General features: G+C 43.6%; 23 protein-coding genes and 1 tRNA gene. 15 read left to right on the top strand and 9 right to left on the bottom strand.

The genetic code is table 11. The features are described from left to right. Entirely contained in the window at positions 1-852 is an 852-nt protein-coding gene (locus GQS54_RS13375; RefSeq protein ID WP_166424480.1) for a universal stress protein, read from the top strand. 327 nt (positions 853-1,179) lie between these two features. Here the strand turns inward: GQS54_RS13375 and GQS54_RS13370 are convergent. From GQS54_RS13370 to GQS54_RS13355, 4 genes are all read right to left on the bottom strand, one after another. Beyond that, a tRNA-Phe gene (locus tag GQS54_RS13370) sits at positions 1,180-1,255 on the bottom strand. Positions 1,256-1,432: 177 nt separating this feature from the next. Continuing rightward, positions 1,433-1,705: an oxidative damage protection protein gene (locus GQS54_RS13365; RefSeq protein WP_158768251.1), complete on the bottom strand. Its 273-nt coding sequence runs from the start codon at positions 1,703-1,705 to the stop codon at positions 1,433-1,435. Positions 1,706-1,924: 219 nt separating this feature from the next. Continuing rightward, positions 1,925-5,041, bottom strand: a complete 3,117-nt coding sequence (locus tag GQS54_RS13360) for an efflux RND transporter permease subunit (protein WP_166424479.1) — start codon at positions 5,039-5,041, stop codon at positions 1,925-1,927. Positions 5,042-5,044: 3 nt separating this feature from the next. Continuing rightward, a complete protein-coding gene (locus GQS54_RS13355) occupies positions 5,045-6,190 on the bottom strand; it encodes an efflux RND transporter periplasmic adaptor subunit (RefSeq protein ID WP_166424478.1) in 1,146 nt (381 codons plus the stop codon). Between the two features lie 220 nt (positions 6,191-6,410). Between GQS54_RS13355 and GQS54_RS13350 the strand changes: the two genes are divergently transcribed. Then, on the top strand, positions 6,411-7,055 hold the full coding sequence (locus GQS54_RS13350) for a TetR family transcriptional regulator (RefSeq protein WP_166424517.1): 645 nt from the start codon (positions 6,411-6,413) through the stop codon (positions 7,053-7,055). A gap of 11 nt (positions 7,056-7,066) precedes the next feature. Here GQS54_RS13350 and mutY read toward each other — a convergent pair whose 3' ends face one another. Beyond that, entirely contained in the window at positions 7,067-8,131 is a 1,065-nt protein-coding gene (gene mutY, locus GQS54_RS13345) for an A/G-specific adenine glycosylase (protein ID WP_166424516.1), read from the bottom strand. 76 nt (positions 8,132-8,207) lie between these two features. Between mutY and GQS54_RS13340 the strand changes: the two genes are divergently transcribed. From GQS54_RS13340 to arcA, 7 genes are all read left to right on the top strand, one after another. Continuing rightward, positions 8,208-8,939, top strand: coding sequence for an alpha/beta hydrolase (locus GQS54_RS13340; RefSeq protein WP_166424477.1), 732 nt, complete (start codon positions 8,208-8,210; stop codon positions 8,937-8,939). A gap of 80 nt (positions 8,940-9,019) precedes the next feature. Continuing rightward, a complete protein-coding gene (gene trmB, locus GQS54_RS13335; protein ID WP_166424476.1) occupies positions 9,020-9,739 on the top strand; it encodes a tRNA (guanosine(46)-N7)-methyltransferase TrmB in 720 nt (239 codons plus the stop codon). After that, a complete protein-coding gene (locus GQS54_RS13330) occupies positions 9,739-10,764 on the top strand; it encodes a methyltransferase (protein WP_166424475.1) in 1,026 nt (341 codons plus the stop codon). The genes trmB and GQS54_RS13330 overlap by 1 nt, the downstream gene beginning before the upstream one ends. Positions 10,765-10,881: 117 nt before the next feature. Then, positions 10,882-12,312 carry a glycogen synthase GlgA gene (gene glgA / locus GQS54_RS13325; protein ID WP_166424474.1) on the top strand — a complete coding sequence of 477 codons (1,431 nt, stop codon included), beginning with the start codon at positions 10,882-10,884 and terminating at the stop codon, positions 12,310-12,312. 42 nt (positions 12,313-12,354) lie between these two features. Continuing rightward, complete coding sequence (locus GQS54_RS13320; RefSeq protein WP_166424473.1) at positions 12,355-12,669, top strand: hypothetical protein; 315 nt, start codon at positions 12,355-12,357, stop codon at positions 12,667-12,669. A 123-nt stretch (positions 12,670-12,792) separates the two neighbouring features. Further along, positions 12,793-14,436 (top strand): ATP-binding protein, encoded by a 1,644-nt coding sequence (locus GQS54_RS13315; RefSeq protein ID WP_166424472.1) that lies wholly within the window; start codon positions 12,793-12,795, stop codon positions 14,434-14,436. Positions 14,437-14,653: 217 nt separating this feature from the next. Next, positions 14,654-15,361, top strand: coding sequence for a two-component system response regulator ArcA (gene arcA, locus GQS54_RS13310; RefSeq protein ID WP_158768259.1), 708 nt, complete (start codon positions 14,654-14,656; stop codon positions 15,359-15,361). A gap of 88 nt (positions 15,362-15,449) precedes the next feature. Here arcA and GQS54_RS13305 read toward each other — a convergent pair whose 3' ends face one another. After that, on the bottom strand, positions 15,450-15,944 hold the full coding sequence (locus GQS54_RS13305) for an FxsA family protein (protein WP_166424471.1): 495 nt from the start codon (positions 15,942-15,944) through the stop codon (positions 15,450-15,452). A 259-nt stretch (positions 15,945-16,203) separates the two neighbouring features. Here GQS54_RS13305 and GQS54_RS13300 point away from each other — a divergent pair, with 259 nt between their 5' ends. Both GQS54_RS13300 and GQS54_RS13295 read left to right on the top strand, forming a co-directional pair. Further along, positions 16,204-17,985, top strand: coding sequence for a protein-disulfide reductase DsbD (locus tag GQS54_RS13300; RefSeq protein WP_166424470.1), 1,782 nt, complete (start codon positions 16,204-16,206; stop codon positions 17,983-17,985). Between the two features lie 42 nt (positions 17,986-18,027). Beyond that, entirely contained in the window at positions 18,028-18,906 is an 879-nt protein-coding gene (locus GQS54_RS13295; protein WP_166424469.1) for an alpha/beta fold hydrolase, read from the top strand. 82 nt (positions 18,907-18,988) lie between these two features. Here GQS54_RS13295 and upp read toward each other — a convergent pair whose 3' ends face one another. Beyond that, the gene (gene upp, locus GQS54_RS13290) at positions 18,989-19,618 is read right to left on the bottom strand and encodes a uracil phosphoribosyltransferase (protein WP_166424468.1); all 630 of its coding nucleotides are present in this window, start codon (positions 19,616-19,618) and stop codon (positions 18,989-18,991) included. A 26-nt stretch (positions 19,619-19,644) separates the two neighbouring features. Beyond that, positions 19,645-20,244 (bottom strand): ACP phosphodiesterase, encoded by a 600-nt coding sequence (locus tag GQS54_RS13285; protein WP_166424467.1) that lies wholly within the window; start codon positions 20,242-20,244, stop codon positions 19,645-19,647. 214 nt (positions 20,245-20,458) lie between these two features. On the opposite strand from GQS54_RS13285, the gene aroQ reads away from it, so the two are divergent. Genes aroQ through accC form a run of 3 tightly spaced genes read left to right on the top strand, consistent with a single transcriptional unit; the run spans position 20,459 to position 22,808 of the window. Beyond that, a complete protein-coding gene (aroQ, locus tag GQS54_RS13280) occupies positions 20,459-20,944 on the top strand; it encodes a type II 3-dehydroquinate dehydratase (protein WP_166424466.1) in 486 nt (161 codons plus the stop codon). A 59-nt stretch (positions 20,945-21,003) separates the two neighbouring features. Next, positions 21,004-21,444 (top strand): acetyl-CoA carboxylase biotin carboxyl carrier protein, encoded by a 441-nt coding sequence (gene accB / locus GQS54_RS13275; RefSeq protein WP_166424465.1) that lies wholly within the window; start codon positions 21,004-21,006, stop codon positions 21,442-21,444. 14 nt (positions 21,445-21,458) lie between these two features. After that, positions 21,459-22,808, top strand: a complete 1,350-nt coding sequence (gene accC, locus GQS54_RS13270) for an acetyl-CoA carboxylase biotin carboxylase subunit (protein WP_166424464.1) — start codon at positions 21,459-21,461, stop codon at positions 22,806-22,808. A 53-nt stretch (positions 22,809-22,861) separates the two neighbouring features. Here accC and GQS54_RS13265 read toward each other — a convergent pair whose 3' ends face one another. Then, entirely contained in the window at positions 22,862-24,217 is a 1,356-nt protein-coding gene (locus GQS54_RS13265) for an MATE family efflux transporter (protein WP_166424463.1), read from the bottom strand. A 148-nt stretch (positions 24,218-24,365) separates the two neighbouring features. On the opposite strand from GQS54_RS13265, the gene prmA reads away from it, so the two are divergent. Continuing rightward, positions 24,366-25,244 (top strand): 50S ribosomal protein L11 methyltransferase, encoded by an 879-nt coding sequence (gene prmA, locus GQS54_RS13260; RefSeq protein ID WP_166424462.1) that lies wholly within the window; start codon positions 24,366-24,368, stop codon positions 25,242-25,244. Positions 25,245-25,815 lie beyond the last annotated feature (571 nt).

Below are 25,815 nucleotides of genomic sequence, written 5' to 3'. Positions count from 1 at the left end.
ATGAAAAACATAATTACCTGTTTAGACGGCTCCGCTATGACTTCAGCAGTGACAAGTGCTGCCGTTTGGGCATCTAAAAAGCTCGATAAACCTATTCTATTTTTACATACATTGACGAAAGAGCCGCAGCATGGCGCTGATGACTACACTGGTGCTATTGGGCTGGGTGCCCGCTCCGCATTGCTCGAGGAAATGACAAAGTTAGATGAGCAGCGCGGTAAAGTTGCCCTGCAATTAGGCAAGCATCTACTTGATAACGCAATAGAACAGGCACGAGTAGCAGGTATTCAAAATGCCTCTGCATTGCAAAGACATGGAGAGTTGGTGGATTCAATTGCTGATATGCAAGAGGATACCCGACTAATTATTATCGGCCGTCGCGGTGCAGGCCATCATAATAACGCTAGTGCATTAGGATCGAATATTGAAACTCTGCTACGTAAAGCGGCAAGTCCAGTATTACTTATTCCTGAAGCATTCAAGGCGCCAGTTTCATTTATGATTGCTTATGATGGCCGGGAGGCCGCAGATAAAGCTCTGCAACGAATTATCGATGGTGGACTGTTGCATGGTCTTAAATGTCATCTTGTTTCTGTGAAAAACAATGAAGCAAACTTAAAAGAAAAATTTACCTCCGCACAGCAAAAATTGGAAGCGAAAGGATTTGATGTTATTGCGTCTTATATCGAAGGTAATATTTATGACTCATTAATGGCATACCAGAGGACCAATCAAATTGAACTCACGGTAATGGGGGCATTCGGACATTCCAGGCTTCGACAGTTTTTTGTCGGGAGCAATACGATGAAAATGCTTGAGCACAGCAAAATACCATTGGTAGTGTTGCGCTAAGGACTAAATAGCTAACTAAAACGGCCTGCGCTACCCGTTAAGTTGAATGAGGATTGCTTAAGTTAAACTTCAGTGGGGTAAATCTCTATATCCCTAATTACATAATCGCGCCTACGAGTGGATTTAAGCAGCGAATTTAATGGGGTTAAGCTTTTCCTCTTATGTGATGTTTGACGAGAATACGGACATCGTCAAGGGCGTAGAACTTATGAATGTGTAGCTGCTGAATAGGTGGCTCGCAGCAACTTAATTCTGAGCTCTATTTACATGGTGGGACATTAGAAACAAAAAAGCCTCAACGGGTTACGTTGAGGCTTTCTTTTATAATGGTGCCCGGAGGCGGAATCGAACCACCGACACGAGGATTTTCAATCCTCTGCTCTACCGACTGAGCTATCCGGGCAAATCTGTTAACTCGACTGGCTTACGCCTGCTTCGTTGTGGGTGCGTATTAAACGGATTCTCGGCATTCAAGTCAACTACTTTATGCAATTTATTTACGCTTTTCGGTCTGTTTGCGTGAAAAATATACTGCGTTGCTTATGTTATGTGCAATTGCTGAAAATATGGGCCTAATTTCCTAAGCTTTAGGAGGAACGTAACCTTCAATATCAGGTTCTTTTCCTTCAAATAAATAAGCTTGCATCTGTGTTTCGAGAAAAGAACGTGCGCTTGGCTCCATCATATTCAATTTTTTTTCATTTATCAGCATGGTTTGCTTCTTCTGCCAACCTGCCCAAGCTTCTTTTGAAATATTATCGAATATTCTTTTACCTAGTTCACCTGGATAAAGTTGAAAGTCTAAGCCGTCTGCTTCTTTCTTTAAGTGCTGGCAAAATACCGTTCTGCTCATGCTAATCCTCGTATTGTTTGTGAAAGGTCGGTGTTCACCGACCCTGTTTTGTACATTCTAGCAAATTCATCGCTCTGAGGAAGAGATTGTACTCTACCTGTTAAGGCGCTGAGCTGCTTTCTTTTACCCGGAAAAACTGACCGACGATTATCGCACCTATAAAATAAAACAATACAGGTGCCATTGTGACGCACATTAAAGGTAAAAATAGGGGATCGATCACGGGTTTTCCTTATGGGAGCGATCTCCCGCTAGTTTGTATACCACAACAAAAAATAAAGGGACAAAGAACACGGCCAACACTGTGGCCGATAGCATGCCGCCAAATACGCCCGTACCGATGGCGTTCTGGCTGCCAGAACCCGCACCTGTGGCAATCACCAAAGGCGTGACCCCAAGAATAAAAGCCATAGAAGTCATAATGATGGGGCGCAAACGCAACCTAGCTGCTTCTACCGTAGCCTCAATCAACCCTTTACCTTGTTCTCTTAAGGTTTTGGCAAATTCAACAATAAGTATGGCGTTTTTCGCTGCAAGACCGATGGTGGTCAGTAGACCAACCTGAAAATACACATCGTTAGATAGCTCTCGGGTCATGGTGAATATAACGGCTCCTAACACCCCAAGCGGAACCACCAAAATGACCGCCACAGGGATACTCCAACTTTCATAAAGAGCGGCCAAACATAGGAAAACAATCAAGATCGATAAACTATACAGTAACGGTGTTTGTGCACCGGACTCCTGCTCTTGTAACGATAGTCCAGACCATTGATAACCAAAGCCGCTGGGTAATTTGCCAACAAGTTCCACCATGGCTTGCATTGCATCACCTGAGCTTAATCCTGGCGCCGCCTGACCGAGTATTTGCACGGAAGACACACCGTTGTATCGTTCAAGTTTAGGTGAGCCAGATGTCCATTTGAAGCTACTAAACGCATTCATAGGCACCATTTCGCCTTTGCTATTACGCACGTACCAGTTGTTGATATCTTCGGGCATCATACGATAGGGGGCATCAGCCTGAACGTATACCCGTTTAACCCGGCCATTATCAACAAAGTCATTAACGTAATTTGATGCCCATGCTGTGGTGAACGTTTGATTGACGTCATCTAGTGCTAAGCCCATCGTCATGGCCTTTTGTTGGTCAATATCGACTTTAAATTGCGCCGTATCATCCTGGCCGTTGGGTCGTACACCCACTAATCTGGGATCTTGAGCCGCCATGCCCAACAGCTGATTTCGCGCGGCCATTAACGCTTCATGACCTTGTCCGGTTAGGTCTTGCAACTGGAAGTCAAAACCGGTGGCATTGCCTAATTCAGGGATAGAAGGTGGAATAAAAGCAAATACCATGGCTTCTTTTAATTGGGAAAATGCGCCCATTGCTCGACCCGCTACTTGCTGTACATGTTGTTCGGGTGCCGTACGTTGATCCCAGTCGGTCAGTTTCACAAATGCCATCCCATTATTTTGACCATTACCGCTAAAACTAAAGCCGATCACGGAGAATACAGATTCGACGTTGTCACTTTCTTGTTCTAAAAAGTAGCTTTCGACTTTATCCATTACTAAGGCTGACCGTTCTTGCGACGCACCTTGTGGCAGTTGGAGTTGAGTAAACATTATTCCTTGGTCTTCATCGGGTAAAAATGATGTAGGCAACCGAGTGAACAAAAAGATTAGGCCAAGAACTAATACTAAATAGATAAGTAAAAAGCGTCCAGAACGCCTGATCACGCGTTCAACACCTGAAGTATAGCGAGCGGTTGTGGCATCAAATTGGCGATTAAACCAAGCGAAGAAGCCTGTTTTAGGCTTCTGTTGATTATCCACAGGCTTAAGCATGGTAGCGCAAAGGGCAGGGGTTAATACTAACGCAACGACAACGGATAACACCATTGCCGATACAATTGTGATTGAGAACTGGCGGTAAATTACGCCGGTTGATCCACCGAAGAACGCCATAGGGATAAATACTGCTGATAACACCATGGCGATACCAATTAATGCGCCGGTGATTTGCTGCATGGACTTTTTAGTGGCCTCTTTTGGCGATAGATGTTCTTCATGCATCACTCGCTCGACGTTTTCTACCACCACTATGGCATCGTCTACCAATAAGCCGATAGCAAGTACCATAGCGAACATAGTCAGCGTATTGATCGAGTAACCGAAAGCCGACAAAATGGCGAATGTGCCGAGTAATACCACGGGCACTGCGATTGTCGGAATAAGCGTGGCGCGAAAATTCTGCAAAAATAACCACATCACTAAAAATACTAAGACAATCGCTTCGGCTAATGTTTCTACCACCGACATAATCGACAATTTGACAAAAGGTGTGGTGTCAAATGGATAAACGGCCTTTAACCCAGCGGGGAACTGTACTGCTAACTCTTGCATACGGGCACGAATAGCATCTGCAGTATCTAGCGCGTTGGCACCTGAAGCCAAGCTGATGGCCATACCGGCTGCGGGTTTATTGTTATATTCAGCGGAGACTTGATAGTTATCTCCCCCTAGCTCCACACGCGCCACATCACCTAATCTTACCGTTGAACCGTCTTCCTCAACTCTAAGCAAAATATCGCTGAATTCTTGCGGGGTTTCCAAGCCTGTTTGCACTATGATGCTCGCGCTGATTTGCTGGCCAAGTACGGCCGGCGCACCGCCAAGTTCCCCAGCGGCAATTTGCGCATTTTGAGTGCGAATGGCTGCAACCACGTCACTGACCGTAAAACCATATTGCGTAAGCTTGTTCGGATTAAGCCATACGCGCATGGCGTATTGTGAGCCAAAAAATTGAATTTGCCCGACGCCATTGACGCGACTCAATTGATCCTGAATATTAGCTGCAACAAAGTCCGAAACGTCGTTTCTATCTAATTGATCGCTTTCGGAATAGAAACCTACCACCATCAGAAATCCTGATGACGATTTCGTGACGTTGACCCCACTTTGTTGCACTTGCTGGGGTAACAAGGTCATGGCGGACTGCATTTTATTCTGCACTTGAACCTGAGCAATATCTGGATCGGTGCCTGCATTAAAGGTTACTGTGATTGAGGCGTTACCGCTCGAGTCACTGTTTGAATTGATATATTTGACGTTATCAATTCCCGTTAAACTCTGCTCGATCACTTGCACCACTGTGTCTTGCACAACCTGAGCCGAAGCGCCGGTATAAGATGCATTTACAGTAACCGAAGGCAATGCCACATTAGGGTATTGCGCAATGGGTAATTGAAATATCGACAGTAACCCAGCCAGCATTATCAAAATGGCGATAACCCACGCTAATATAGGGCGTTCAATAAAGATTTTTGCCATGATTTATCCCGCTTGCTTTTGGTTAATTAGCTGGGGCACAACACTCATTTGTGGCGCTATTTTCTGCAAGCCAGATACCACAACGTGTTCTTTAGCCTTTAATCCTGAAAGAATAAGCCAGTCTGGTCCCATTGCGCGGTCTAGCTTAATAAGGCGTTGGGCTACCTTATTGTTTGGCTCTACTACAAACACAAAAGCGCCACCATCATGGTTAAATTGCACGGCCTTTTGCGGTACGAGTACCGCATTTTCACGTTTGGCTTGAGTCAGTTCTACCCGAGCGAACATGCCTGGTAATAGGGCGAATTCAGGGTTGGGGAATTCCGTTCGTAACGTGACTGAATCAGTACTGATGTTGGCTTGAACTTCGTTAAATTTCAATTGCCCTTGATGTGCGTACTGTTGACTATTTTCTAAGAATAAGACTGCGGATTGCTCAACTTTTACCAGCTCACCACTGGAAATACGAGATTGAATATCACGTAATTGAGTATTAGCAATGGGCATATCAAAATAGATAGGATCAAGTTGAGTAATAGTTGCCATCGCATCCGCTTGTTGAGCGGCAACAAGTGCCCCCTCCGTTACATTCGATTTGCCAATGCGGCCAGATATAGGGGCTAATACTTTGGTGTATTCCAAATCGACTTTGGCTTTATGAACCGCGGCTTTTCGAATACCTATTTCTGCTTCAAAGGCCGAATTGTCTGCTTCGATTTGTTCTAACGATTGCTCACTCACGGCGTTGGTTTTAATCAGCGACTTATAGCGCTTCAATTGTGCCTCTGAGTTTTTCACGCTGGCTTGTGTACGCTTTAAATCTGCAAGCGCAGATTGGTAGTTCGCTTGGTAAATCGCATCATCAATTTGATAAAGGGTGTCACCAGCATTAACGACTGAACCTTCTGCAAAATGACGTTTTATAATGACGCCAGAGACTTGAGGGCGCACCAAGGCTTCGCGCGATGCGATGGCTCTGGCGGGCAAGATTTGGGTAAGCATGACATCTTGGGCGCTGACCTCTACCACATCGACCTGTTGAGGAGGTCGTTCAGCCGGACCCTGTGCTTGGTTATTATCACAGGCGGTTATGAGCGTCGCCATGGTTAAGACGATAAGTAAACTAAACGGTTGCCCAAAACGCGACATGTAAAACTCCTTTAAGCGGTAAATTTAGCCTGAAATGAACCTGACGATCCAAGCAGCTGATAGATGATAGTAAGTTTGACGAATTTGAACATACATTCGTGCATGTTTGTTATTTTACGAGTAGAATACCCTTCAGTTCAACTGTTATTTCAAAGTAAACGTATTTTGTTACGCATTTGCTACTACATCAGTTTCAAGATTACGAAGTATGAGGATTTCAATGGCCGGTAAAAGCAAAGAAGATGCACAAGCGACGCGAGATATATTGCTCGATAGTGCTGAGCAAATTTTCTATAGCAAAGGTTTCGCTCGAACTACGTTGATGGATGTTGCGACTCACGCCAATTTAACGCGGGGTGCAATTTACTGGCACTTTAAAAACAAAGTGGATTTATTTATCGCTATGGTGGATAGGGTTAAATTACCGATTGAATCGTTAGTTGACGCCTGTGGTGATGAAAACGAACCCGACCCTTTAGGTAAGCTACGTATTTTTTCAATTGATTTGCTCATCAGGTTAGCCTCAGATAAACAACTGCAGCGGGTTTTTTCAGTTATGTTACATAAGTTTGAATACAACGGCGATGTGGGACCGATCGAAGCAAGACAAAGCGCTGCCTATCAAGAGTTTTTGTCGCGAATGGAGCGCACTTATCGTCAAGCCATTAAATGTGGCCAGTTATCCGCAGACGTTGACATTAAACTAGCTGCGGCAACGGAAAATGCTTATTTTACTGGGATTATTAGTAATTGGCTGCTTTATCCAACGAGTTTTGATCTGCGTGAACGTGCGGCTATATTAGTCGACAATTTTTTATATATGTTAACCAACAGCCCGTTTTTACGCATGCCAAAAATTGACTAGACGGCCAGATCTTAAAGCTGAGTTTTACACACAGAAAGTAACTTTTTGGTCGGCGCGGCTAGACCGACGTTTGGCGGGGATAGCAAGTCGTACCACATTTGCTGCGCCTCGTTTATCTTAGTCGTTACAGGAGCCTCAAGTTGTAATATCAGCGGTTGAATATCGAGATGGAAATGACTGAATGTATGGCGAAATGGTGCGAGAGTGATGATTGAATAATCAGCCAGTGCTAGCTCTTGGGCGCGGGTGTTCACTGTGTCAATTGAATCAGCCTCAAAAAATCCCCATAAACCACCCCATAAACCACTGGGCGGGCGCTGATAAATAAGTATTTGTGATTGCCACATGGGGATCAACATCACGGTGGTTTTGACTGGTATCGTCGTTTTAGGTTTTTTCGACGGTAATTCACTTTGACGACCTTGTGCAAAAGCTAAGCAGTCTTGTTGCAAAGGGCAACTATCACATTTGGGCTTGCTGCGTGTGCATATAGTGGCACCCATATCCATCATGGCTTGAGTGTAATCACTGGTACGTAATTTAGGCGTGAGAGAATCGGCATATTGCCATAAAATTTGCTCAATATTTTTTTTGCCGGTCCAACCATCCACTGCAAAATAGCGGGCTAAGACGCGTTTTACATTACCATCTAAAATACTGTGGTGTTGTCTACAAGCTAATGATAAAACGGCGCCGGCAGTTGAGCGACCTATTCCGGGCAATGAGATCACATCCTCAATAGCAATTGGAAATAAGCCATCGAAATTATCACGGATCATTTGCGCTGCTTTTTGCAGATTTCTCGCTCGAGCGTAATACCCTAAACCAGTCCAATGATGTAACACTTCATCTTGAGGAGCGTTTGCCAGACTCAAAATATCGGGAAAACGCTGCATAAATTTCTGGTAATAAGGAATTACAGTTTTAACCTGAGTTTGCTGCAACATAATTTCGGATACCCAAACGGAATATGGGGTTTTTTCTTGCTGCCACGGTAAGTCTTTGCGACCATGGTTATCAAACCAAGCTAGAATTCGGTTTGCAAAAGTTGATGTTAGCTGAGACTGAGATTGCACGGGTTGGTATACTGCTTCTGCGCTATAAAATAATAGCCTGATCATACCTTAATTATCGATAAATGGTTTACTTGAAATGACAACGACTAGTCCCACACCCATCACACCTATTCCCCTAGAACAGCCTGTGATTTTTTACCCCGGTACATTGTGCGACGAACGTGTCTTTATGCCGTGTTGGCAAGCTATGAACATACCTAAGCGTGCGTTCGTGCCTTTGCAATGGGCTGAAACATTAGAGCAAATGCTTGCACTGAGTGGCGATCGATTGGATTATTTTGACGAACCAGCACACTTAGTTGGCTTTTCAATGGGGGGGTATGTGGCAGCGTTAACGGCTTTGCGGCAACCGGAAAAAGTAGCATCGCTAACGCTTATTGGCAGTTACCCGGGTCAATTTGATGAACAAGAACGCCAAGCTCGTAAATCAATTATTCAAACCATTCAAAGTAAAAAGTATCAAGGGATGAGCGACGCTCGCATGCAAAAGTTTGTATTCTCACTTGATAACGTTCAAGTGCTACAAACCATAAAAGCTATGGAGAGCGATTTAGGCCCTAGCGTATTGGCAACTCAGATGAGTGCGTTAAGTGATCGTGAGGACCTAACTGTACGTCTTGCTAAAGCCCCCTTTAAGGTACATTTGCTGGTGGGGGAGCGAGATCAAATAGCGTCCCCAGATAAGATATCTAGCTTGAAAGAACAGATCGGTAATAGCCAACTGCATATTTTTGATAATGCTGCTCATATGTTGCCTCTTGAACAGCCTGTTGCCCTTGCCAACTATTTTGTTGAAAATTTCAGCTAAATTACCTTTATAGCCTTGCAATACCTGTTCTGGGCGGCATAATGCGCGGCTGCTAAGTACAGCGAGATATGAGAAGAGTCATGAGCCAATTTAAAACCCAAGAAGAAGCCGCCGAATCCGGCGTCTATATCCGTAAGATCCAGAGCTTTGTTAAGCGCGAAGGTCGTTTAACCAAAGGCCAAGAGAAGGCCATTCAAAGCAATTGGGAAACCTTGGGCTTAGAGCACAAATCAGGTTTGCTGAATATGCCAGAAGTATTCGGTCGCACCGCTCCTGTGGTCTTAGAAATTGGCTTTGGTATGGGAAAATCTTTAGTCACTATGGCTAAAAATGAGCCAGACAAAGACTTTATTGGGATCGAAGTTCACCGTCCTGGGATTGGCGCGTGTTTGGCCGATGCCGAAGAGCAGGGCGTGACTAATTTACGCGTTTACGAGCATGACGCAGTCGAGGTATTAGCTAATTGTATTCCTGACGGCAGTCTAAGCCGTATGCAATTGTTTTTCCCTGACCCATGGCATAAAAAACGCCATCATAAGCGTCGTATCGTACAGCCTGAATTTGTAGAAAAATTGCGTAAAAAATTAGCGCTAGGGGGCGTTTTTCACATGGCCACCGACTGGGAAAATTATGCTGAGCATATGCTCGACATTATGTCCGTTGCGCCAGGTTATAAGAATTTGTCTTCTACCAATGATTATGTACCACGTCCAGAGCAACGCCCGCTGACTAAATTTGAACAACGTGGACATCGCTTAGGTCACGGAGTTTGGGATCTAATGTTCGAGAGAAACGTCTAATGTTAACACCAGCAAGCCAGGTTTTATTACGCAATGCCGAGTTACTCGCTCAAGGTAAATGGTTAATCGTGAATCCAACTGACGGGCACGTGTTCTCAGAATTAGACAATTCTGAGGTACATGGTTTTCATCAGTTTTTCGATGTTTACGAGCAAAGTGTTGCTCTTGCCAACGGGCGCGAAGCACAGCATCAATTTGTAGCTGCCTACAACAGTGAAGCCCAATTCGATGGTGCGGTGTTGTACTTACCTAAAGCCAAGGCCCATGGTCAAATGTTATTGGCTAACATTGCCGCGTGTTTGAAACCAGGCGCCACGTTATTGGTGGTTGGCGAAAACAAAGGCGGTATTAAAAGCGCAGGGAAGTTACTCACTCCTTACTCAGATAACGTGAATAAAATTGATACCGCCCGTCACTGCGCCATGTTCGCCGCTGTTATCGATAAACCCGTAACTTCGTTCGATATTACACAATGGCAGAGTATTTCAGAGCATAAAGTTGCCGATATCACGTTTAAGGTGTGTTCTGTGCCCGGTGTATTTAGCCATGGTGAATTGGACCTAGGCACCGAGTTATTACTGACCAGTATTGATCGCGTTGTATCTGGACGGGTATTAGATTTCGCATGTGGTGCCGGTATTATTGGTTGTTTTGTTGGGCTTAAAAATCCTAAGTGCCAAGTGGTCATGAGCGACGTAAGTGCACTGGCCATTTATTGCTCACAGCAAAGCGCCAAGCTAAACGACTTGAATGCCTATATCATACCTTCTAATGGTTTACGTTCCTTATCGGGTAAGTTCGCTCAGGTCTTCACCAACCCTCCATTTCACACGGGTATTAAAACAGATTACTCAGTTACTGAGAATTTTATGCAGCAGTTGAAAGGTAATTTACAAGATAACGGAACGCTAATCTTGGTAGCCAATAAGTTTTTACGCTACGCCGAAGAGCTTGAAAAACAGTTTAAGTCTGTGCGCGCACTGGCAGAAACAACCAAATTTAGTGTTTATTGTTGTCGTCGTTGAATAAAGTTATATTAGTCTGCTTGTAAAGATATATATGTTTTAAAGTCCGCGTTAATCAGTATCGCTATGATTTTCCAATAGGGCAATGAATCGAAAATCCAATGGGGTATAGTGTTAATGAAAATATTATTCGTTGTATCAGAGGTTGAAGATCTGGTTAAGACAGGCGGGCTAGCTGACGTAGCAAAAGCATTGCCCATCGCCTTGCAAGAAATGGGTCATGAGGTGTGCATCGTTATGCCTTATTACAAAACACTTGCCGAACAACACCCAGGAGAAAATTGGGCTGAACCACAGGTGTTATTTGCCAGCGATAAACCCTACAACTTCAGCATAAAGCGCTTACAAGTTGGCAATGTACCTGTTTTCGCCTTGGACTACCCTGAATACTTTGGCCGAGACGGATTATATTCAGATAGCTACCACGCATATTCAGACAATGCGGAACGTTTTGCTTTTTTTGCTCAAGGCGCACTTCAAGTTGCCAAAGCAGTCGATTTCCAGCCAGATATAGTGCATTGCAACGACTGGCACACTGCGTTAACACCTTATTTTATGAGTATTGATGACAGCGGTTTCTTCGAACGCAGCCGCAGCATTTTCACTATCCATAATGGCGCATATCAAGGTACACATCGATTCTCAGATATTCCGTTTTTACAACCTCATTACCTACTGCATTCACAGTTAGATGGTGATGCATTAAACTTTGTTCGCATGGGTATTCGCTATGCTCATAAAATTAATGCTGTTAGTCCTAATTACGCTCAAGAGCTGTTATCACCGTTGGGCTCCCATCATCTGTACCATGAGTTTCAACAGCGCCGAAATGATCTGAATGGAATACTCAACGGCTGCGATTACAGCCAGTGGGATCCCATTAATGACCCGCATATTATTCAGACCTATACCGCCGAAGATATGAGTGGGAAAGCTAATTGTAAAATTGACTTACAAAGAGAAGCCAACGTCCCTGAAAATTTAGCTATACCGCTAATAGGTATGGTTTGTCGGCTGACCGAGCAAAAAGGCTTTGGTTATATTTTGCCAATGCTTGAGCATCTTATGCAGCACAACGTGCAACTGGTTATTATCGGTACCGGCGATCCGCAAATAAGTCACACGTTGCGTGGTGTAGCGGAACGCTATCCGAGTAAGTTTGCATTTATCGAGGCTTTCAGTGTGCAAAAAGCACATATGTTAGAGGCGGGAAGTGATTTCTTCTTAATGCCATCATTGTTCGAGCCATGTGGCCTCAATCAAATGTACAGCTTGGCATTTGGGACCTTACCCATCGTGCGTGGTGTCGGTGGCTTAAAAGATACCGTTGTCGATTTAGCCGATGCACCTGAGCGCGCCACCGGTTTCGTGTTTGAACAGCCTGACAGCCAAGCTCTGCTTGCCTGTATTCAGCGGGCACTATTGTTTTATCACGAGTATCCCGAAAAATTCAAAGCGACCCAAACTCGCGCTATGCATAGCCGTTTTACTTGGCACCAAGCGGCCGAGCAATATTTGGCACTTTACCATGCCGCAATGGGTGGTTAGTTTTAAGATACGTGGTGCTGCCGATTTTAGTAGAGGGAACTGATGAGAGCCGTCATATTACTTGTCGCGAATTTTTTGTTTTGTGTATCTGCTCAGGCGCTACCTGAGCAATGTCTGCAATCGAAAGCCCGCAACGAGCCTTGTACACATTTAATGTACAAAAAATCCCCAATCGATATAGCTGAACTCAACGTGACTGCTGGTGATATGGTCTGTTTGTGTCTATCTGACGTGAACGGCATACGGGCGGCGCATCAAGTGCAACTGAATACTCCTGAGTTGCAAGTTACGTTGACGCGTTTCGCTCAACAATGGGGGCTAACGGAACAAGATTTACTGTTATTGATACGTAAATAACGGAAGCATGTTATAAGTTAAAGCGTAAGAAACTCACCTTAAGCACGATTAACAGTTTCATTTTTACATGGTTTAGCTCAATATGATTTATAAGCTTATCTAAGGGTAATAATTATTCTAAACATGGATGCTAAAAGTAACTTTTTGTCGATTAAAAGCCTGATTATTTGGGTTGTAATGGCGATTACTTCATTGGCGTTGCTTATGGCTACATGTATTAACCTGTATGGCCAAATAAGCAGTTATCGTCAGCAACTGATTAGCAACGTCAATATTTTTTCCGAACTGATCAGCCGTAATGCCGTATCGACCATTAATGATGAGTTGAATTTCAATGAAGAGCGTAACCTAAGTAGTCTCAGTGCCTCAGATATTTTGGAAAACGTGCATATTTATCGTTTTGTTGAAGACGGTAAATTAGAATTTTTTGCCAGCTATAATAAAGATGGTGTTGCACCAGTGAATGCCAAATTCGATCGGGTTGACTCTTTATCTACGCCGACCATTGACGGTAGCACAGTAGAAATTATTCGAGAAATTCAACAAGATAACGGGAAATTGTTAGGTTATACGTATGTACGTGCCTCAGCTGATGGCCTTGAGCGTTTAATTTCACGTTCGATTGGTATTGCTGTCGGGGTATTACTCCTGTCATTACTGTTGTGTTTTTTCCTGACGCTAAAATTACAGAGCGCGATAACCGAGCCCATTCGTAATTTATCCCATTTAGTTCAACGAATTTCTCGTCATAAGGATTATTCCGGGCGAGCTAAGCCCAGTGGTGTGAAAGAGTTGGATATTTTAGGTGAAGCCTTTAATGCCATGATGCAGCGCACACAAGAACACCTGCAGCGCCAAAACGAAGCGGAAGATGAATACCGACGTCTCAATAGCAGTCTTGAAGAAAAAGTTACCCAACGCACCCTTGCACTCAAAGAGGCAAACAGTGAGCTGATTCAGACCTTAGAGAAGCTCCATCAATTTCAACGGCAAATGGTCCAAAATGAAAAAATGGCTTCACTTGGCGATATGGTGGCAGGGGTTGCGCATGAGGTTAATACCCCAATCGGCCTTGGCGTGACAGCGTCAACCATGATGCTAGACCGGTTAGCTGCGATGGAGAAAGATTTTGAGAACAAAACCTTAAAAGCCAGTTCGTTGTCTAAGTTTATTACTGAGGGACAAGAAAACCTTAATATCATTTATCGCAACTTAAATCGTGCAGCCGAGTTGATATCTAGTTTTAAACAGGTGGCAGTAGACCAATCATCTGAGTTGGATCGTGTTTTCTCATTTTCGAAATTAATGGATGAAATTCTGTTGTCCATGCGGCCTAAATTGAAAAGCTTGAAGCATGTAATTAACGTGCAATGCCCAGAAAATCTGTATATCGAATCGAAAGCTGGACCCATTAATCAAATTATTATTAATCTTATTATGAATTCCATTATTCATGGTTTTGAGAGCAAAGACCAAGGTGTGATAAATATTACGATCAGTTTAGTGGCAAAACGAAAGATTAAAATTGTGTTTACAGATGATGGTGCTGGCATCCCTGAGTATTTGCGCAAACGTATTTTCGACCCGTTTGTGACAACCAAACGCGGACAAGGTGGCAGTGGTTTAGGGATGCATTTAGTTTATAATCTAATTACTCAAGCGTTGAATGGCTCAATATCACTTACCAGTGAAGAAGGGCAGGGTGTTGAATTTACTATATTATTTCCAGTTAAAAAAGCCACACAGAGTACATCCCATTTGAACTAAACTTGGGGTTGTATTGCTTTTTGTATTTCAATCCCCACATCAACTGCGTGACAGAAAATATCTTCAATACGTGGTAAGTAGGTGCGATATCTACAAACGTAAGTCGGGAGTTAGGTGGGTTGTTTGCATTAGTTAAAATTTAATCTAGATAAAACCCTGATTTTTAGATATTTTCTGATAGACTTTTATCCATATTTTTAAACATGGTGTGAATACGATGCTGACGCCCAATATTTTGATAGTAGAAGATGAGGTTGTTACTAGAACAACTCTCAAAAGTTTGTTTGAAGCAGAAGGCTACAATGTCTTCGAAGCTGAAAACGGCAGTGAAATGCACGATTTTTTTGAAAATCATGCAATAAACCTAGTTATTATGGACATCAACTTACCCGGTAAAAACGGTCTGATCTTAGCCCGTGAAGTTCGTGACCGCAAAAATATCGGTCTGATCTTTTTAACGGGTCGTGACAATGATGTGGACCGTATCCTAGGTCTGGAAATTGGTGCCGACGATTATATTACTAAACCGTTCAACCCTCGTGAGTTGACGATTAGAGCAAGAAACCTCTTAACGCGTACTTTGAATAACGCTGAAGATGATGACTTGCCAAGCCGCGTTAGCTTTAATGGCTGGATACTAGATAGCGACAGCCGTAGTTTGATCTCGCCAAGCAAAAAAGAGTTTAGATTGCCGCGCAGTGAATTTAGAGCGTTGCACTTGTTCTTAAGCAACCCAGGTAAAATCCTAACACGTGAACAACTGATCATGGAAATGACTGGCCGCGAATTGCGCCCGAATGACCGTACGGTAGACGTAACCATTCGTCGTATTCGTAAGCACTTCGAGTCAGAAATTAATGCCGATGAGTTAATTGTGACTATCCACGGTGAAGGTTATCGCTTCTGCGGTACCGTTGACGTATAAGTCGTAGCAGTATTTTAAAATAAAATAAGCGGCTTTTGCCGCTTTTTTTATGTCTACTTTTCTATTGAGATAAAGCTCAAATCAACCATTAGTCAGGTTTGTCTAAACGCTCTGTATCAGCCTTATGTTCGTCTTTACGCTCGAACTCACCTTCAATTATGTCACCATTAGCTGAACGGTTAGCGGAGCCCTGCTGACCACTAAAACCACCTTGAGTCTGACCCACCACTTGCATCGAAAGCTTTGCTAATAGGCCTTTCGCAATAAGTGGACGAGTCATAGGTAAGCAGAATAAAAAGCCGATAATGTCTGTTATAAAGCCGGGAGTAACTAACATTACACCCGCAATCACCAACAATAGGCCTTCTGCTACTTCTTGGCCTGGAGCCACGCCTTGCTGCATTTTCTGCTGGGCGTTAATAAGCGTGGTTAAGCCTTGTTGACGAACTATGTAGGAACCAATCAACGCCGTTGCAATAACGATTGCGACGGTGTTCCATCCGCCAATTTGCTCACCAACACTTATCAATAACGATATTTCAACGATCGGTATTAATACAAACAATAAGAATAATTTACCCAAAGCGGTCTCTTTATTTACTATATGAAGGAATGTAATGGCGTCTTAACGCCATTTACCAAGGGTAACAGTGTTACAAAGTATGGCAACCGCTCTTTGATCCCGCGCTTAATGATAAACTTTGTCTAATTATGGTCTTTTTGAAAGACAGTGATGGGTGATAAGGTCTATATTGTCGTTCCAAAAGGAAGGCTTAATGTGTGCTTAAGCATGCTGCCTTAATCTATATTACAAATGTTGTACTGATGATAAGTAGTCTTAAATGAAGTTAATCCAATCGTTCTCAGTGTTTATGCTGATGTTGCTGTGGTCATGTGTAAATACAGCCCAGACTAATTCCTTTGATTCTCTGTTTAGCGACGAGCCAGAATTTTTAAAAGTTGAACAGGCATTCGTGTTTGATTTCGTGCAAAACGACGATGAACTAGTTGTCACTTGGGACGTGGCTGATGGATATTACCTGTATCAGCAACAATTCAAAGCAGTAGCAAAAAATGCCATTTTAGCAGACCCCATTTTCCCCAAAGGTGAGATGAAAGAAGATGAATTCTTCGATGAACCCCAAGAGGTCTATCATCATCGTGTATCTATAACTTATCCGATATTACAGTCTGAAGATGATTCCGTGGTAAAAATCAGGTATCAAGGCTGTGCAGAAGCCGGGTTATGCTACCCCCCGACGACCCAAGTGGTTTATCTGAATGCCGTCGGGGGTGTGACAACTGATCAGTCAGAGGCTAAGGCTCAAAAAACTGAAGCAAGTACGTCTGTCTCACAGCAATTCGAATTAGTTGACTTACTTACCGGCGAACAAAACCTAGTATGGGTGTTATTGATTTTCTTGGCTTTAGGGATCGGTCTCGCATTCACCCCTTGCGTATTTCCCATGTACCCTATCCTATCTGGCATTGTAATCGGCCAAGGTAAAGGGATAAGCACGTCAAGAGCCTTTATTCTCTCGTTTGTTTATGTACAGGGTATGGCATTAACTTACTCATTATTGGGCTTGGTGGTCGCATCGGCTGGGGTTAAATTTCAAGCCGCATTACAACACCCTGCAATTTTAGGCGTATTAATCGTTGTTTTTGTGCTGCTAGCTCTGGTGATGTTTGGTGCCTACGAATTGCAGTTACCATCTCGATGGCAAGAAAAGCTTAACGGTATGAGCAATAAACAAAAAAGCGGCAGCTATTTTGGGGTGTTGCTTATGGGCGCTATATCGGGTCTTGTTGCATCACCTTGCACCACCGCACCGCTGACGGGGATCTTATTGTACATTGCACAAAGCGGAGACCTGCTACTGGGGTTCAGTGCGTTATATGCATTAAGTTTGGGCATGGGCATACCGTTAATTTTATTTGGTATTACCGGTGGCAAACTGCTCCCCAAAGCAGGTGCATGGATGAACATAGTCAAAGTCACCTTTGGGTTTATGATGTTGGCGGTGGCATTAATGTTCGTAGAGCGCTTAGTGAGTCACGTTGTAACAGATATTGCATGGGCAATATTAGGTTTAGTCACGTTTAGTTATTTCTTTGTGATGAATCAAGCTAGCCAAGTTAGTTTTGCCAAAGGCGCGCGCGCACTGGTGATTTTTGTGGGGTTATTCGCATCGGCCATGTACGGTTATCAGGTACTGTTCTCACAAACATCCGCTGTTCATAATCAGGTTCAACAGAGTCATCCCACTTTTGACGTGGTTAAAGATTTAAACGACTTCGAGCAAAAATTGGCTGCTGCCAATGCGCAGGGTAAAACCGTCATGGTCGATTTATACGCAGACTGGTGCGTGGCATGCAAAGAGTTCGAAAAGTATACGTTTCCAGATGCGGATGTGGTTAATGCGCTTGGTAATACAGTGTGGATGCAAATAGATTTAACAGATAACACTGCGACCAATATTGCGTTTCAAGATCATTTTGCCATTTTGGGGTTACCGACGATTTTATTCTTTGATACCCAGGGCAACGAGATAAGTGGTTCAAGGGTAACGGGCTTTATGCAGGCTCCCGCATTTGCTGGTCATGTGAATAATGTTTTATAGAAAGCAAGCTTGGCCACTACTGTAAGAATAAGGACAAAAAGTATGATTAATCACGGCATATGCATAAAGACCTCATTTAGCAGCCTATTACTTAGACGATTAAGTGCCGTTGTGTGTTTAATCTGTGTATGTTTCGGCGCCCAAGGAACGACCGAACGAGTCATTACCTTGGACAATTCACTAATGGCTACGCACACACCAGCTGTGGGCGAGACTAAAGGCAGTGTATTGTTAATACACGGCTGGGCAGGGAACATGAATGAAGTGGGTGATATGTATAAACGCTTAGCGGCGCAGTTAGCTGAGCGTCATATCGCATCTCTTAGAATCAACATACGCGGAGAGAGCGAACGTGAAAGTACTGGCTATCGGTTGACCAGCACATTTGCTTCTCGCGTTACAGACGCCGAGACAGGGCTTGCGTTTTTGCGCCAGCAGTACAGTGTTCAACCAACAGGTGTGGTTGGCTTCAGCTTAGGTGGCTCTACCACGATAAGATTGATGGGTTTACATCCCGCAGATATTAACAGTGTTGTACTCTGGTCTAGTGCTGGCGACCCGTCGCTGGTAGGACAAAGTATCTTGTCAGCAGCGCAAATGCGGCAAGTACTTGAGACAGGTGAAGTGAAAGTGCCAACATGGGAAACGCTGACGGTCACTAAAGAACATGTTTTAGGGATGATGGGCTACGATATTTATCAAAATTTAAGCGCTTATAAGGAGCCATTGCTATCAATTCGAGGCAGTGAGGACTATGTAAAACCTATTGAGAAAATCTTATTCCCATTAACCTCATCCACACTTGCTGAAGCGCGAGTGCTGCAAGGCGCAGATCATATCTTCGATGCGTACAACCCAAAAAGTCATTTTGACGAGCGAGTTATCAAACAAACACTAGAATGGCTAACCGATACATTATAAAAAAAGCTTACGAATAAACAGGTAATGACAACACGCCATTACCTTAGACTGGACATGCTTTAAGACCTGTAAACGTTAGTACTTAACGGGTACCAAATATTTTATCGCCCGCATCGCCTAAGCCCGGTAAAATATAACCTTGCTCATTAAGTTTCTCGTCCACTGCTGCGGTATAAATATCTACATCGGGATGCTTGCTCATAACCGCTCTAATACCCTCAGGGGCAGCGACTAAGAATAAACCCATTATATGCTGACAGCCTTTTTGTTTAAGCAAATCAATCGTCGCGATGAGTGTGCCACCTGTAGCGAGCATTGGGTCAACAATCAGTGCGGTGCGTTCATCTACATCTTTCACCACCTTGTCAAAGTAAGCCACTGGCTGTAGCGTTTCTTCATCACGATATAGGCCAACAACACTGACCTTAGCATTAGGAATAAGCTGCATTACGCCGTCTAACATGCCAAGGCCTGCACGTAAAATAGGCACAATAGTGATTTTTTTACCTTTGATTTTTTTTACCTTAATAGGCTCATCGTTCCAGCCGTTTATTTCGACCGTTTCCGTTTCTAGTTCTCGCGTTGCTTCATAGGTTAGTAAGTTACCGACTTCACTGGCAAGCTCTCTAAAATTTTTACTACTGATACCGGCTTCGCGCATTAAGCCTAATTTATGTTGAACCAAGGGATGATTGATTTCTTTAACTGACACAAGGTACCTCGAACGTGAAATGTGATCTATCTTTCAAGTTTACTGACAAACAGCTCGCTGTGCCCAAGTAAATCAGGATAAAAATGTAAAAAAGACTGTTTTAACTGTAACTCGTTTGCGGCGATATAGGCAATGGCTTGCTCTGCGAACTCGAGTTTGCGTGAGAAACGATTCTCTATGGCATGCATCGCACGTAAACATGCGCTTAACTCGCGATAATCCGCTAGCCATTGATAATCCAAAAGACCACTTCTGACCCGTGAAAATTGCGGACTAATATCCAAATCTAATTGCGCTAAGCCGCGATAAAATTCACTGAACAGCTTATTCTGACTAAGCTCTGGACTAGAAAACTGTTTCCAATGCTGTATCAATAAATGATCAAAATATACGTCAAGGATTATCCCTGCATAACGACGTATCGATTTAGGAAAGTCACGTTTTAATCCGAGCACAATTGGATGTGAGTCAGTAAATACATCGATATGACGGTGTAAGCGAATGCCATGTTGCAGGTTCAAAGGTAAATTATCTAACGCGCTACCCTTTATAAAATCCCCCAGAAAATTACCGACTAAGCTGGTATGCGTATGTTTGGCGAGGTGAATATGTGCAATGTAGTTCATAGTGACATTTGACCTTGATATCGCCCCGGCGTCAATGTACGTAAAAATATACCTATTACTCGGATAAAATACGCAAACTTGGGGGCAATCTTCGCTGATAAGACCAGTATTTTGCTGCTAATTTGTAAGTTAGCTCTATAATGGCCTCAATTGAGTGCCATAAGTAGAAAATTTAGGCGAAATTAGTCGCCAAACAGATACTTATTTGCTAATAATGACAGATAATTCTTATTTTAACGAAGATAGCGGCTTATTCTTGAACGTTTTATTAATTAATGGACCCAACCTAAATATGTTGGGTAAACGTGAGCCAGAAGTTTACGGTTCACGCAGCCTACAAGACATTGTGGACACGCTACAAGTACGTGCTGGCGAATTGAACATTGCTATGAGCCATGTTCAATCTAACGCTGAGCATGTGTTAATTGATGCGATCCACGGTGCTTATCAAAAAGTTGACTTCATTATTATCAACCCTGGTGCGTTTACGCATACGAGTGTTGCCTTACGTGACGCGTTGCTAAGCGTATCGATTCCGTTTATCGAAGTGCACTTATCAAATGTTCATGCCCGAGAGCCTTTTCGCCATCATTCTTATTTGTCTGATGTAGCGCTAGGCGTTATTTGTGGTATGGGTGAACAAGGCTATGCTTTTGCTTTAAGCGCCGCACAACAACATATAAATAATAAACCTAATTAGTTGCCGTGGTCGGTTTGCCGCCGGTCGCTTATGTATACAAATCAAAAAGAGATAACATCATGGATATACGTAAAATAAAGAAACTCATCGAGTTAGTTGAAGAATCAGGTATTTCTGAGCTTGAAATTACTGAAGGTGAAGAATCTGTACGCATTCATCGCAGCGGCCAACCGGCAGCTCAAGTGCAATATTCTGCTCCTGTACATCATGCTGCTCCAATAGCTGCGCCTGTAGTTGAAGCGGTTCCTGTTGTAGCTGAAACCAGTGGACATCGTGTTAAATCACCCATGGTAGGTACGTTCTACCGTTCATCTTCTCCTGGCTCGAAAGCATTTGCTGAAGTCGGTCAAAGTGTCAAAGCAGGCGACACCTTGTGTATTATTGAAGCAATGAAAATGATGAACCAGATTGAGTCAGATAAATCTGGCGTGATCAAAGAGATTTTAGTCGACAACCAAGAGCCGGTTGAATTCGATCAACCCCTATTCATCATTGAATAAGCAGGTTACTGATAATGCTTGATAAAGTACTGATTGCCAATCGCGGTGAAATAGCACTTCGCATCTTGCGTGCCTGTAAAGAATTGGGCATCAAGACAGTTGCAGTGCACTCCACCGCTGATGAAAGTTTGAAACATGTGCTTTTGGCTGATGAAACCATTTGTATTGGTAAAGCATCTGCAACCGAAAGCTATTTAAATATTCCACGTATTATTGCTGCTGCAGAAATTACTAATTCTGTTGCTATTCACCCTGGCTACGGTTTTCTTGCAGAAAGTGCAGATTTTGCCGAAGCGGTTGAACGCAGTGGTTTTATCTTTATTGGACCAAGAGCCGAAACCATTAGTTTAATGGGTGACAAAGTGTCAGCGATTAAATCAATGAAAGCCGCTGGTGTTCCTTGTGTTCCTGGGTCTGATGGGCCTTTAGATGACAACGAAGAGCGTAATAAAGAAATTGCTAAGCGTATCGGGTACCCGATAATCGTTAAAGCTGCAGGCGGCGGCGGTGGTCGTGGTATGCGTGTTGTTCGCAACGAAGAAGAATTAATCTCCTCCATTGCGGCGACAAAAGGCGAGGCTGGTGCAGCATTCAATAATGACGTTGTGTACATGGAAAAATTCCTTGAGAACCCACGCCACGTTGAAATTCAAATATTGGCTGACGGGCAAGGGAATGCGATTCACTTAGGCGAGCGCGATTGTTCTATGCAGCGCCGTCATCAAAAAGTTGTTGAAGAAGCGCCAGCACCTGGTATTACCGAAGAGATGCGTGCTCGAATTGGCGCGCGTTGTTGCCAAGCCTGCGTTGATATAAATTATCGCGGAGCGGGGACGTTTGAGTTCTTATTTGAAAACGACGAGTTCTATTTCATCGAGATGAATACGCGTATTCAAGTTGAGCACCCTGTATCAGAAATGATAACAGGCATCGATTTGATTAAAGAGCAACTGCGTATCGCCGATGGTCAAAAATTATCTATTACCCAAGATCAAGTGCACGTGCGTGGTCATGCGATTGAATGTCGTATTAATGCAGAAGATCCTGACACCTTTATTCCAAGCCCAGGTAAAATCAATATGTTTCATTCTCCTGGTGGTTTAGGTGTGCGCTGGGATTCGCATATTTATGCGGGTTATACCGTGCCGCCTAACTATGATTCCATGATCGGTAAATTGATCACTTACGGCGAAACCCGTGATGTGGCGATTGCCCGCATGCGTCATGCATTGGGTGAGTTGGTTATTGAAGGGATTAAAACGAATATCCCACTGCAGCAGCGTATTATGGCTGATGAGGCCTTCGCCGCTGGTGGTGCTAACATTCATTATCTTGAAAAGAAATTGGGCCTAGGCGGTCACTAGTTTCTTCTTTATAGAGATGATTTTTAAAGAGCGCTTCGGCGCTCTTTTTTATTTTATATTTGTGCGCTCTTCGTCGCTGTGCGCTTTAACCACCATATCGAGTAGGCCGCTATCACAACGCCAGACACCACGTTGGCTAATGCTATACCAATAAAGACGTAAGCTACCTTGGCATACATTGCTCCTATCCATGACAAAGGCACATAGAATAATGCCGAGCGAATAACATAATAGCCTAAGCCAACTTTCGCCTTACCAATCGAATTAAAAGCAGCCGCTGCGACAATGACAATACCGTAACCCCAGACACTGAGGGGTATGATACGCAGATATAAAAGCGCTTCATCGGTGACCGCTGGATCAGACGAGAATCCTGAGATGATAGCGGGGGCCCAGAACCACAGAAAAATACTTAACATCCCTGTCCAAGCGATACAAACCCAATAGCTTATTTTTAATCCGTCGATGATACGGCTTATTTTATTTGCTCCCCAATTTTGTCCTGCCAGCGGACCTATGGCTGAAGATAACGCGAGCATAGGAATGACAGCAAAAAATTCAATTCGCGTCGCTAAACCAAAAGCCGCAACGGATTTTTCTCCAAACGAAGCGATAAGGGCAGTAACAATGGCGATACACAGTGGATTGACCATATTGCCAGCGGCTGCAGGTACCGCTATTGAGAGCAGCGAACGCCATGAAGCCAAGAGCTCTTCTTTACTGGCAAGATGAAAGCTTATTAACTTCTCGCGGATTATGAGAATAGCTAATGAAGCAAATAAAGTGAGTACCTGAGCAAAGAGAGTACCTAATGCTGCGCCTTCAATATTGAAGGCTGGTATAACGCCCCAGCCGAATATTAAAATTGGCGTAGAGATAATATTAATGGCCGCTGAGCCAATCATCACTAAGCTTGGCCAAAAAGCATCTCCAACGGAACGTATTAAGGCATTGGCAATCATGGGTACCACCAAAAAGGGCACTGAAATAAACCAAATACGCATATAGCGTGCGCCTAGCTCTAGTACTTCTGATGAGGCACCTAACAAACTGAGTAGCGGTTTAACGTTAAGATAACCGACCACGGCAACCACCAAGACTACGGCTATACCCAGCAGTAGACTGTCAGTAGACAAGCGTTTTGCGTGCTCTGTATTATTCGATCCGACTGCGCGCGATACGGCGGAAGCCGCGCCAACGCCTAAGCCAATTGCCAAGCTAGATATACTCATGGTAACTGGAAAGCTAAACGACAAGGCAGCAAGATGTTCTGTACCGAGTTGGCTAACAAAGTAGGTATCAATTAATGATACAGATAACACAGCAATGATGCCAAGGATCATAGGTAAGGTGAGTTTAGCCAACACCCTGTGAACGGGCGGGCGAGTCAAGTCGCGTGATGAAGACAAAGTAGCTCCGATATTACCAAAAAGATAAGCATAAGAACGCATTTACTAGGATAAAAGTTCATGTAACTGCGCTAAGGCATTAGTTTACGCAGAATCCAATAAATAACTAATGTTATACTGGCTTCTTTGCCATTTGATAAGACCTGCTATGCCTTGGATCCAACTCATTATCGATACACAAGCCAAAGATGCTGAACAAGTCGGCGATATGCTAAGTGCCAATGGTGCCCAAGCTGTTACCTTTGTTGACGCGAAAGACACACCCATGTATGAGCCGAAACCAGGTGAGGTGATGTTGTGGCCTGAAACTCAAGTGGTTGGCTTGTATGAAGCCGATCACGATATGGATGGGGTGGTTTCCAGGCTCAGTAAATCAAAAGTGTTAGGGGCTAATTTTCCACATAAACTCGACCAGTTAGAAGATAAAGACTGGGAACGAGAATGGATGGATAACTTTCACCCGATGCGTTTTGGCGAGCGTTTATGGATTTGCCCAAGCTGGCGTGACGTACCTGACCCATCAGCGGTTAACGTTATGCTCGATCCTGGTTTAGCATTTGGGACCGGAACGCACCCCACAACCGCTTTATGCCTTCGTTGGTTAGATGCCCTAGAGCTAACGAATAAGCTAGTTGTCGATTTTGGCTGTGGTTCTGGCATCTTAGGTATCGCAGCAATTAAATTAGGCGCTGAGCGGGTAGTGGGTATCGACATAGACCCCCAAGCATTGCAATCGAGCCAGACCAATGCTGACCGTAATCATATTGGTAATAAAATTGAGCTATATTTACCGCAGCATCAACCTGAACTGCAAGCCGATGTCGTGCTAGCCAATATTCTTGCCGGACCACTTCGTGACTTACGTGAGGTGATTACAGCTTACTGTAAATCAGGTGGCAAGCTAGTATTGTCCGGTATTTTAGCTGAGCAAGCCCAAGGCATAAATGATCTATACAGCCAAGATTTCGATATGGAACCTATCGAGATTGATGGTGAATGGGCGCGAGTGTCGGGTAAGCGTAAATAAAAGAATTTAATTCATTATTGCGCTAGGCCTGCATTCTTGTTGGTAGGCCTAGCGCATTCTACGTTAAAAATTTTCTTATCCACTTTATTTAATTCTCTCCGCGCAAAGTAAATTCAAGGCTTTGCAGCGCTCTGTTCCCCTCTACTTTTGTTTGAGATAGTGACTTAAAAAACACTTCCCGCACGAATGTATCTCCGTTCAGTAATCAACATCATTACACCTTCTATTTATTATTTTTATCTATTTTCAGCCAGTTCAAGTCAATACCAAATGCGTAAACGCGCTTGCTTAATGGTCAAATAAAGATCAATGAAAGCGCTTTCATTAATGTCAAGCCTTTGCTATTGTAAATATGTTGTTTCCTAACTGTTAATTATTTACCTCTCTGAGTATTCATTTATTCACACAGGTTTATCTCTACATCACAGAATGAAAGCGCTTTCATGATAATGATGAGCGCTTAACGAATGAAGCAAGTTTAGAGATGAAAGCATGAAGTGCACAGGAGTTAACTAAAATAGAAAATTAGCGAAATGATATTTGGGCCTTGTCGTGTGTTACCAAACATCCT

The organism is Paraglaciecola sp. 20A4 (assembly GCF_011378905.1).
Taxonomy (GTDB): domain Bacteria; phylum Pseudomonadota; class Gammaproteobacteria; order Enterobacterales; family Alteromonadaceae; genus Paraglaciecola.
This window is presented reverse-complemented; position numbering and strand designations above follow the sequence as displayed.

Bases quoted from the DNA above. Each gene is read 5' to 3' on its own strand.
- GQS54_RS13375 (WP_166424480.1), top strand. From the start codon at position 1: ATGAAAAACATAATTACCTGTTTAGACGGCTCCGCTATGACTTCAGCA.
- GQS54_RS13365 (WP_158768251.1), bottom strand. From the start codon at position 1,705: ATGAGCAGAACGGTATTTTGCCAGCACTTAAAGAAAGAAGCAGACGGC.
- GQS54_RS13360 (WP_166424479.1), bottom strand. From the start codon at position 5,041: ATGGCAAAAATCTTTATTGAACGCCCTATATTAGCGTGGGTTATCGCC.
- GQS54_RS13355 (WP_166424478.1), bottom strand. From the start codon at position 6,190: ATGTCGCGTTTTGGGCAACCGTTTAGTTTACTTATCGTCTTAACCATG.
- GQS54_RS13350 (WP_166424517.1), top strand. From the start codon at position 6,411: ATGGCCGGTAAAAGCAAAGAAGATGCACAAGCGACGCGAGATATATTG.
- GQS54_RS13340 (WP_166424477.1), top strand. From the start codon at position 8,208: ATGACAACGACTAGTCCCACACCCATCACACCTATTCCCCTAGAACAG.
- trmB (WP_166424476.1), top strand. From the start codon at position 9,020: ATGAGCCAATTTAAAACCCAAGAAGAAGCCGCCGAATCCGGCGTCTAT.
- GQS54_RS13330 (WP_166424475.1), top strand. From the start codon at position 9,739: ATGTTAACACCAGCAAGCCAGGTTTTATTACGCAATGCCGAGTTACTC.
- glgA (WP_166424474.1), top strand. From the start codon at position 10,882: ATGAAAATATTATTCGTTGTATCAGAGGTTGAAGATCTGGTTAAGACA.
- GQS54_RS13320 (WP_166424473.1), top strand. From the start codon at position 12,355: ATGAGAGCCGTCATATTACTTGTCGCGAATTTTTTGTTTTGTGTATCT.
- GQS54_RS13315 (WP_166424472.1), top strand. From the start codon at position 12,793: ATGGATGCTAAAAGTAACTTTTTGTCGATTAAAAGCCTGATTATTTGG.
- arcA (WP_158768259.1), top strand. From the start codon at position 14,654: ATGCTGACGCCCAATATTTTGATAGTAGAAGATGAGGTTGTTACTAGA.
- GQS54_RS13300 (WP_166424470.1), top strand. From the start codon at position 16,204: ATGAAGTTAATCCAATCGTTCTCAGTGTTTATGCTGATGTTGCTGTGG.
- GQS54_RS13295 (WP_166424469.1), top strand. From the start codon at position 18,028: ATGATTAATCACGGCATATGCATAAAGACCTCATTTAGCAGCCTATTA.
- GQS54_RS13285 (WP_166424467.1), bottom strand. From the start codon at position 20,244: ATGAACTACATTGCACATATTCACCTCGCCAAACATACGCATACCAGC.
- aroQ (WP_166424466.1), top strand. From the start codon at position 20,459: ATGACAGATAATTCTTATTTTAACGAAGATAGCGGCTTATTCTTGAAC.
- accB (WP_166424465.1), top strand. From the start codon at position 21,004: ATGGATATACGTAAAATAAAGAAACTCATCGAGTTAGTTGAAGAATCA.
- accC (WP_166424464.1), top strand. From the start codon at position 21,459: ATGCTTGATAAAGTACTGATTGCCAATCGCGGTGAAATAGCACTTCGC.
- prmA (WP_166424462.1), top strand. From the start codon at position 24,366: ATGCCTTGGATCCAACTCATTATCGATACACAAGCCAAAGATGCTGAA.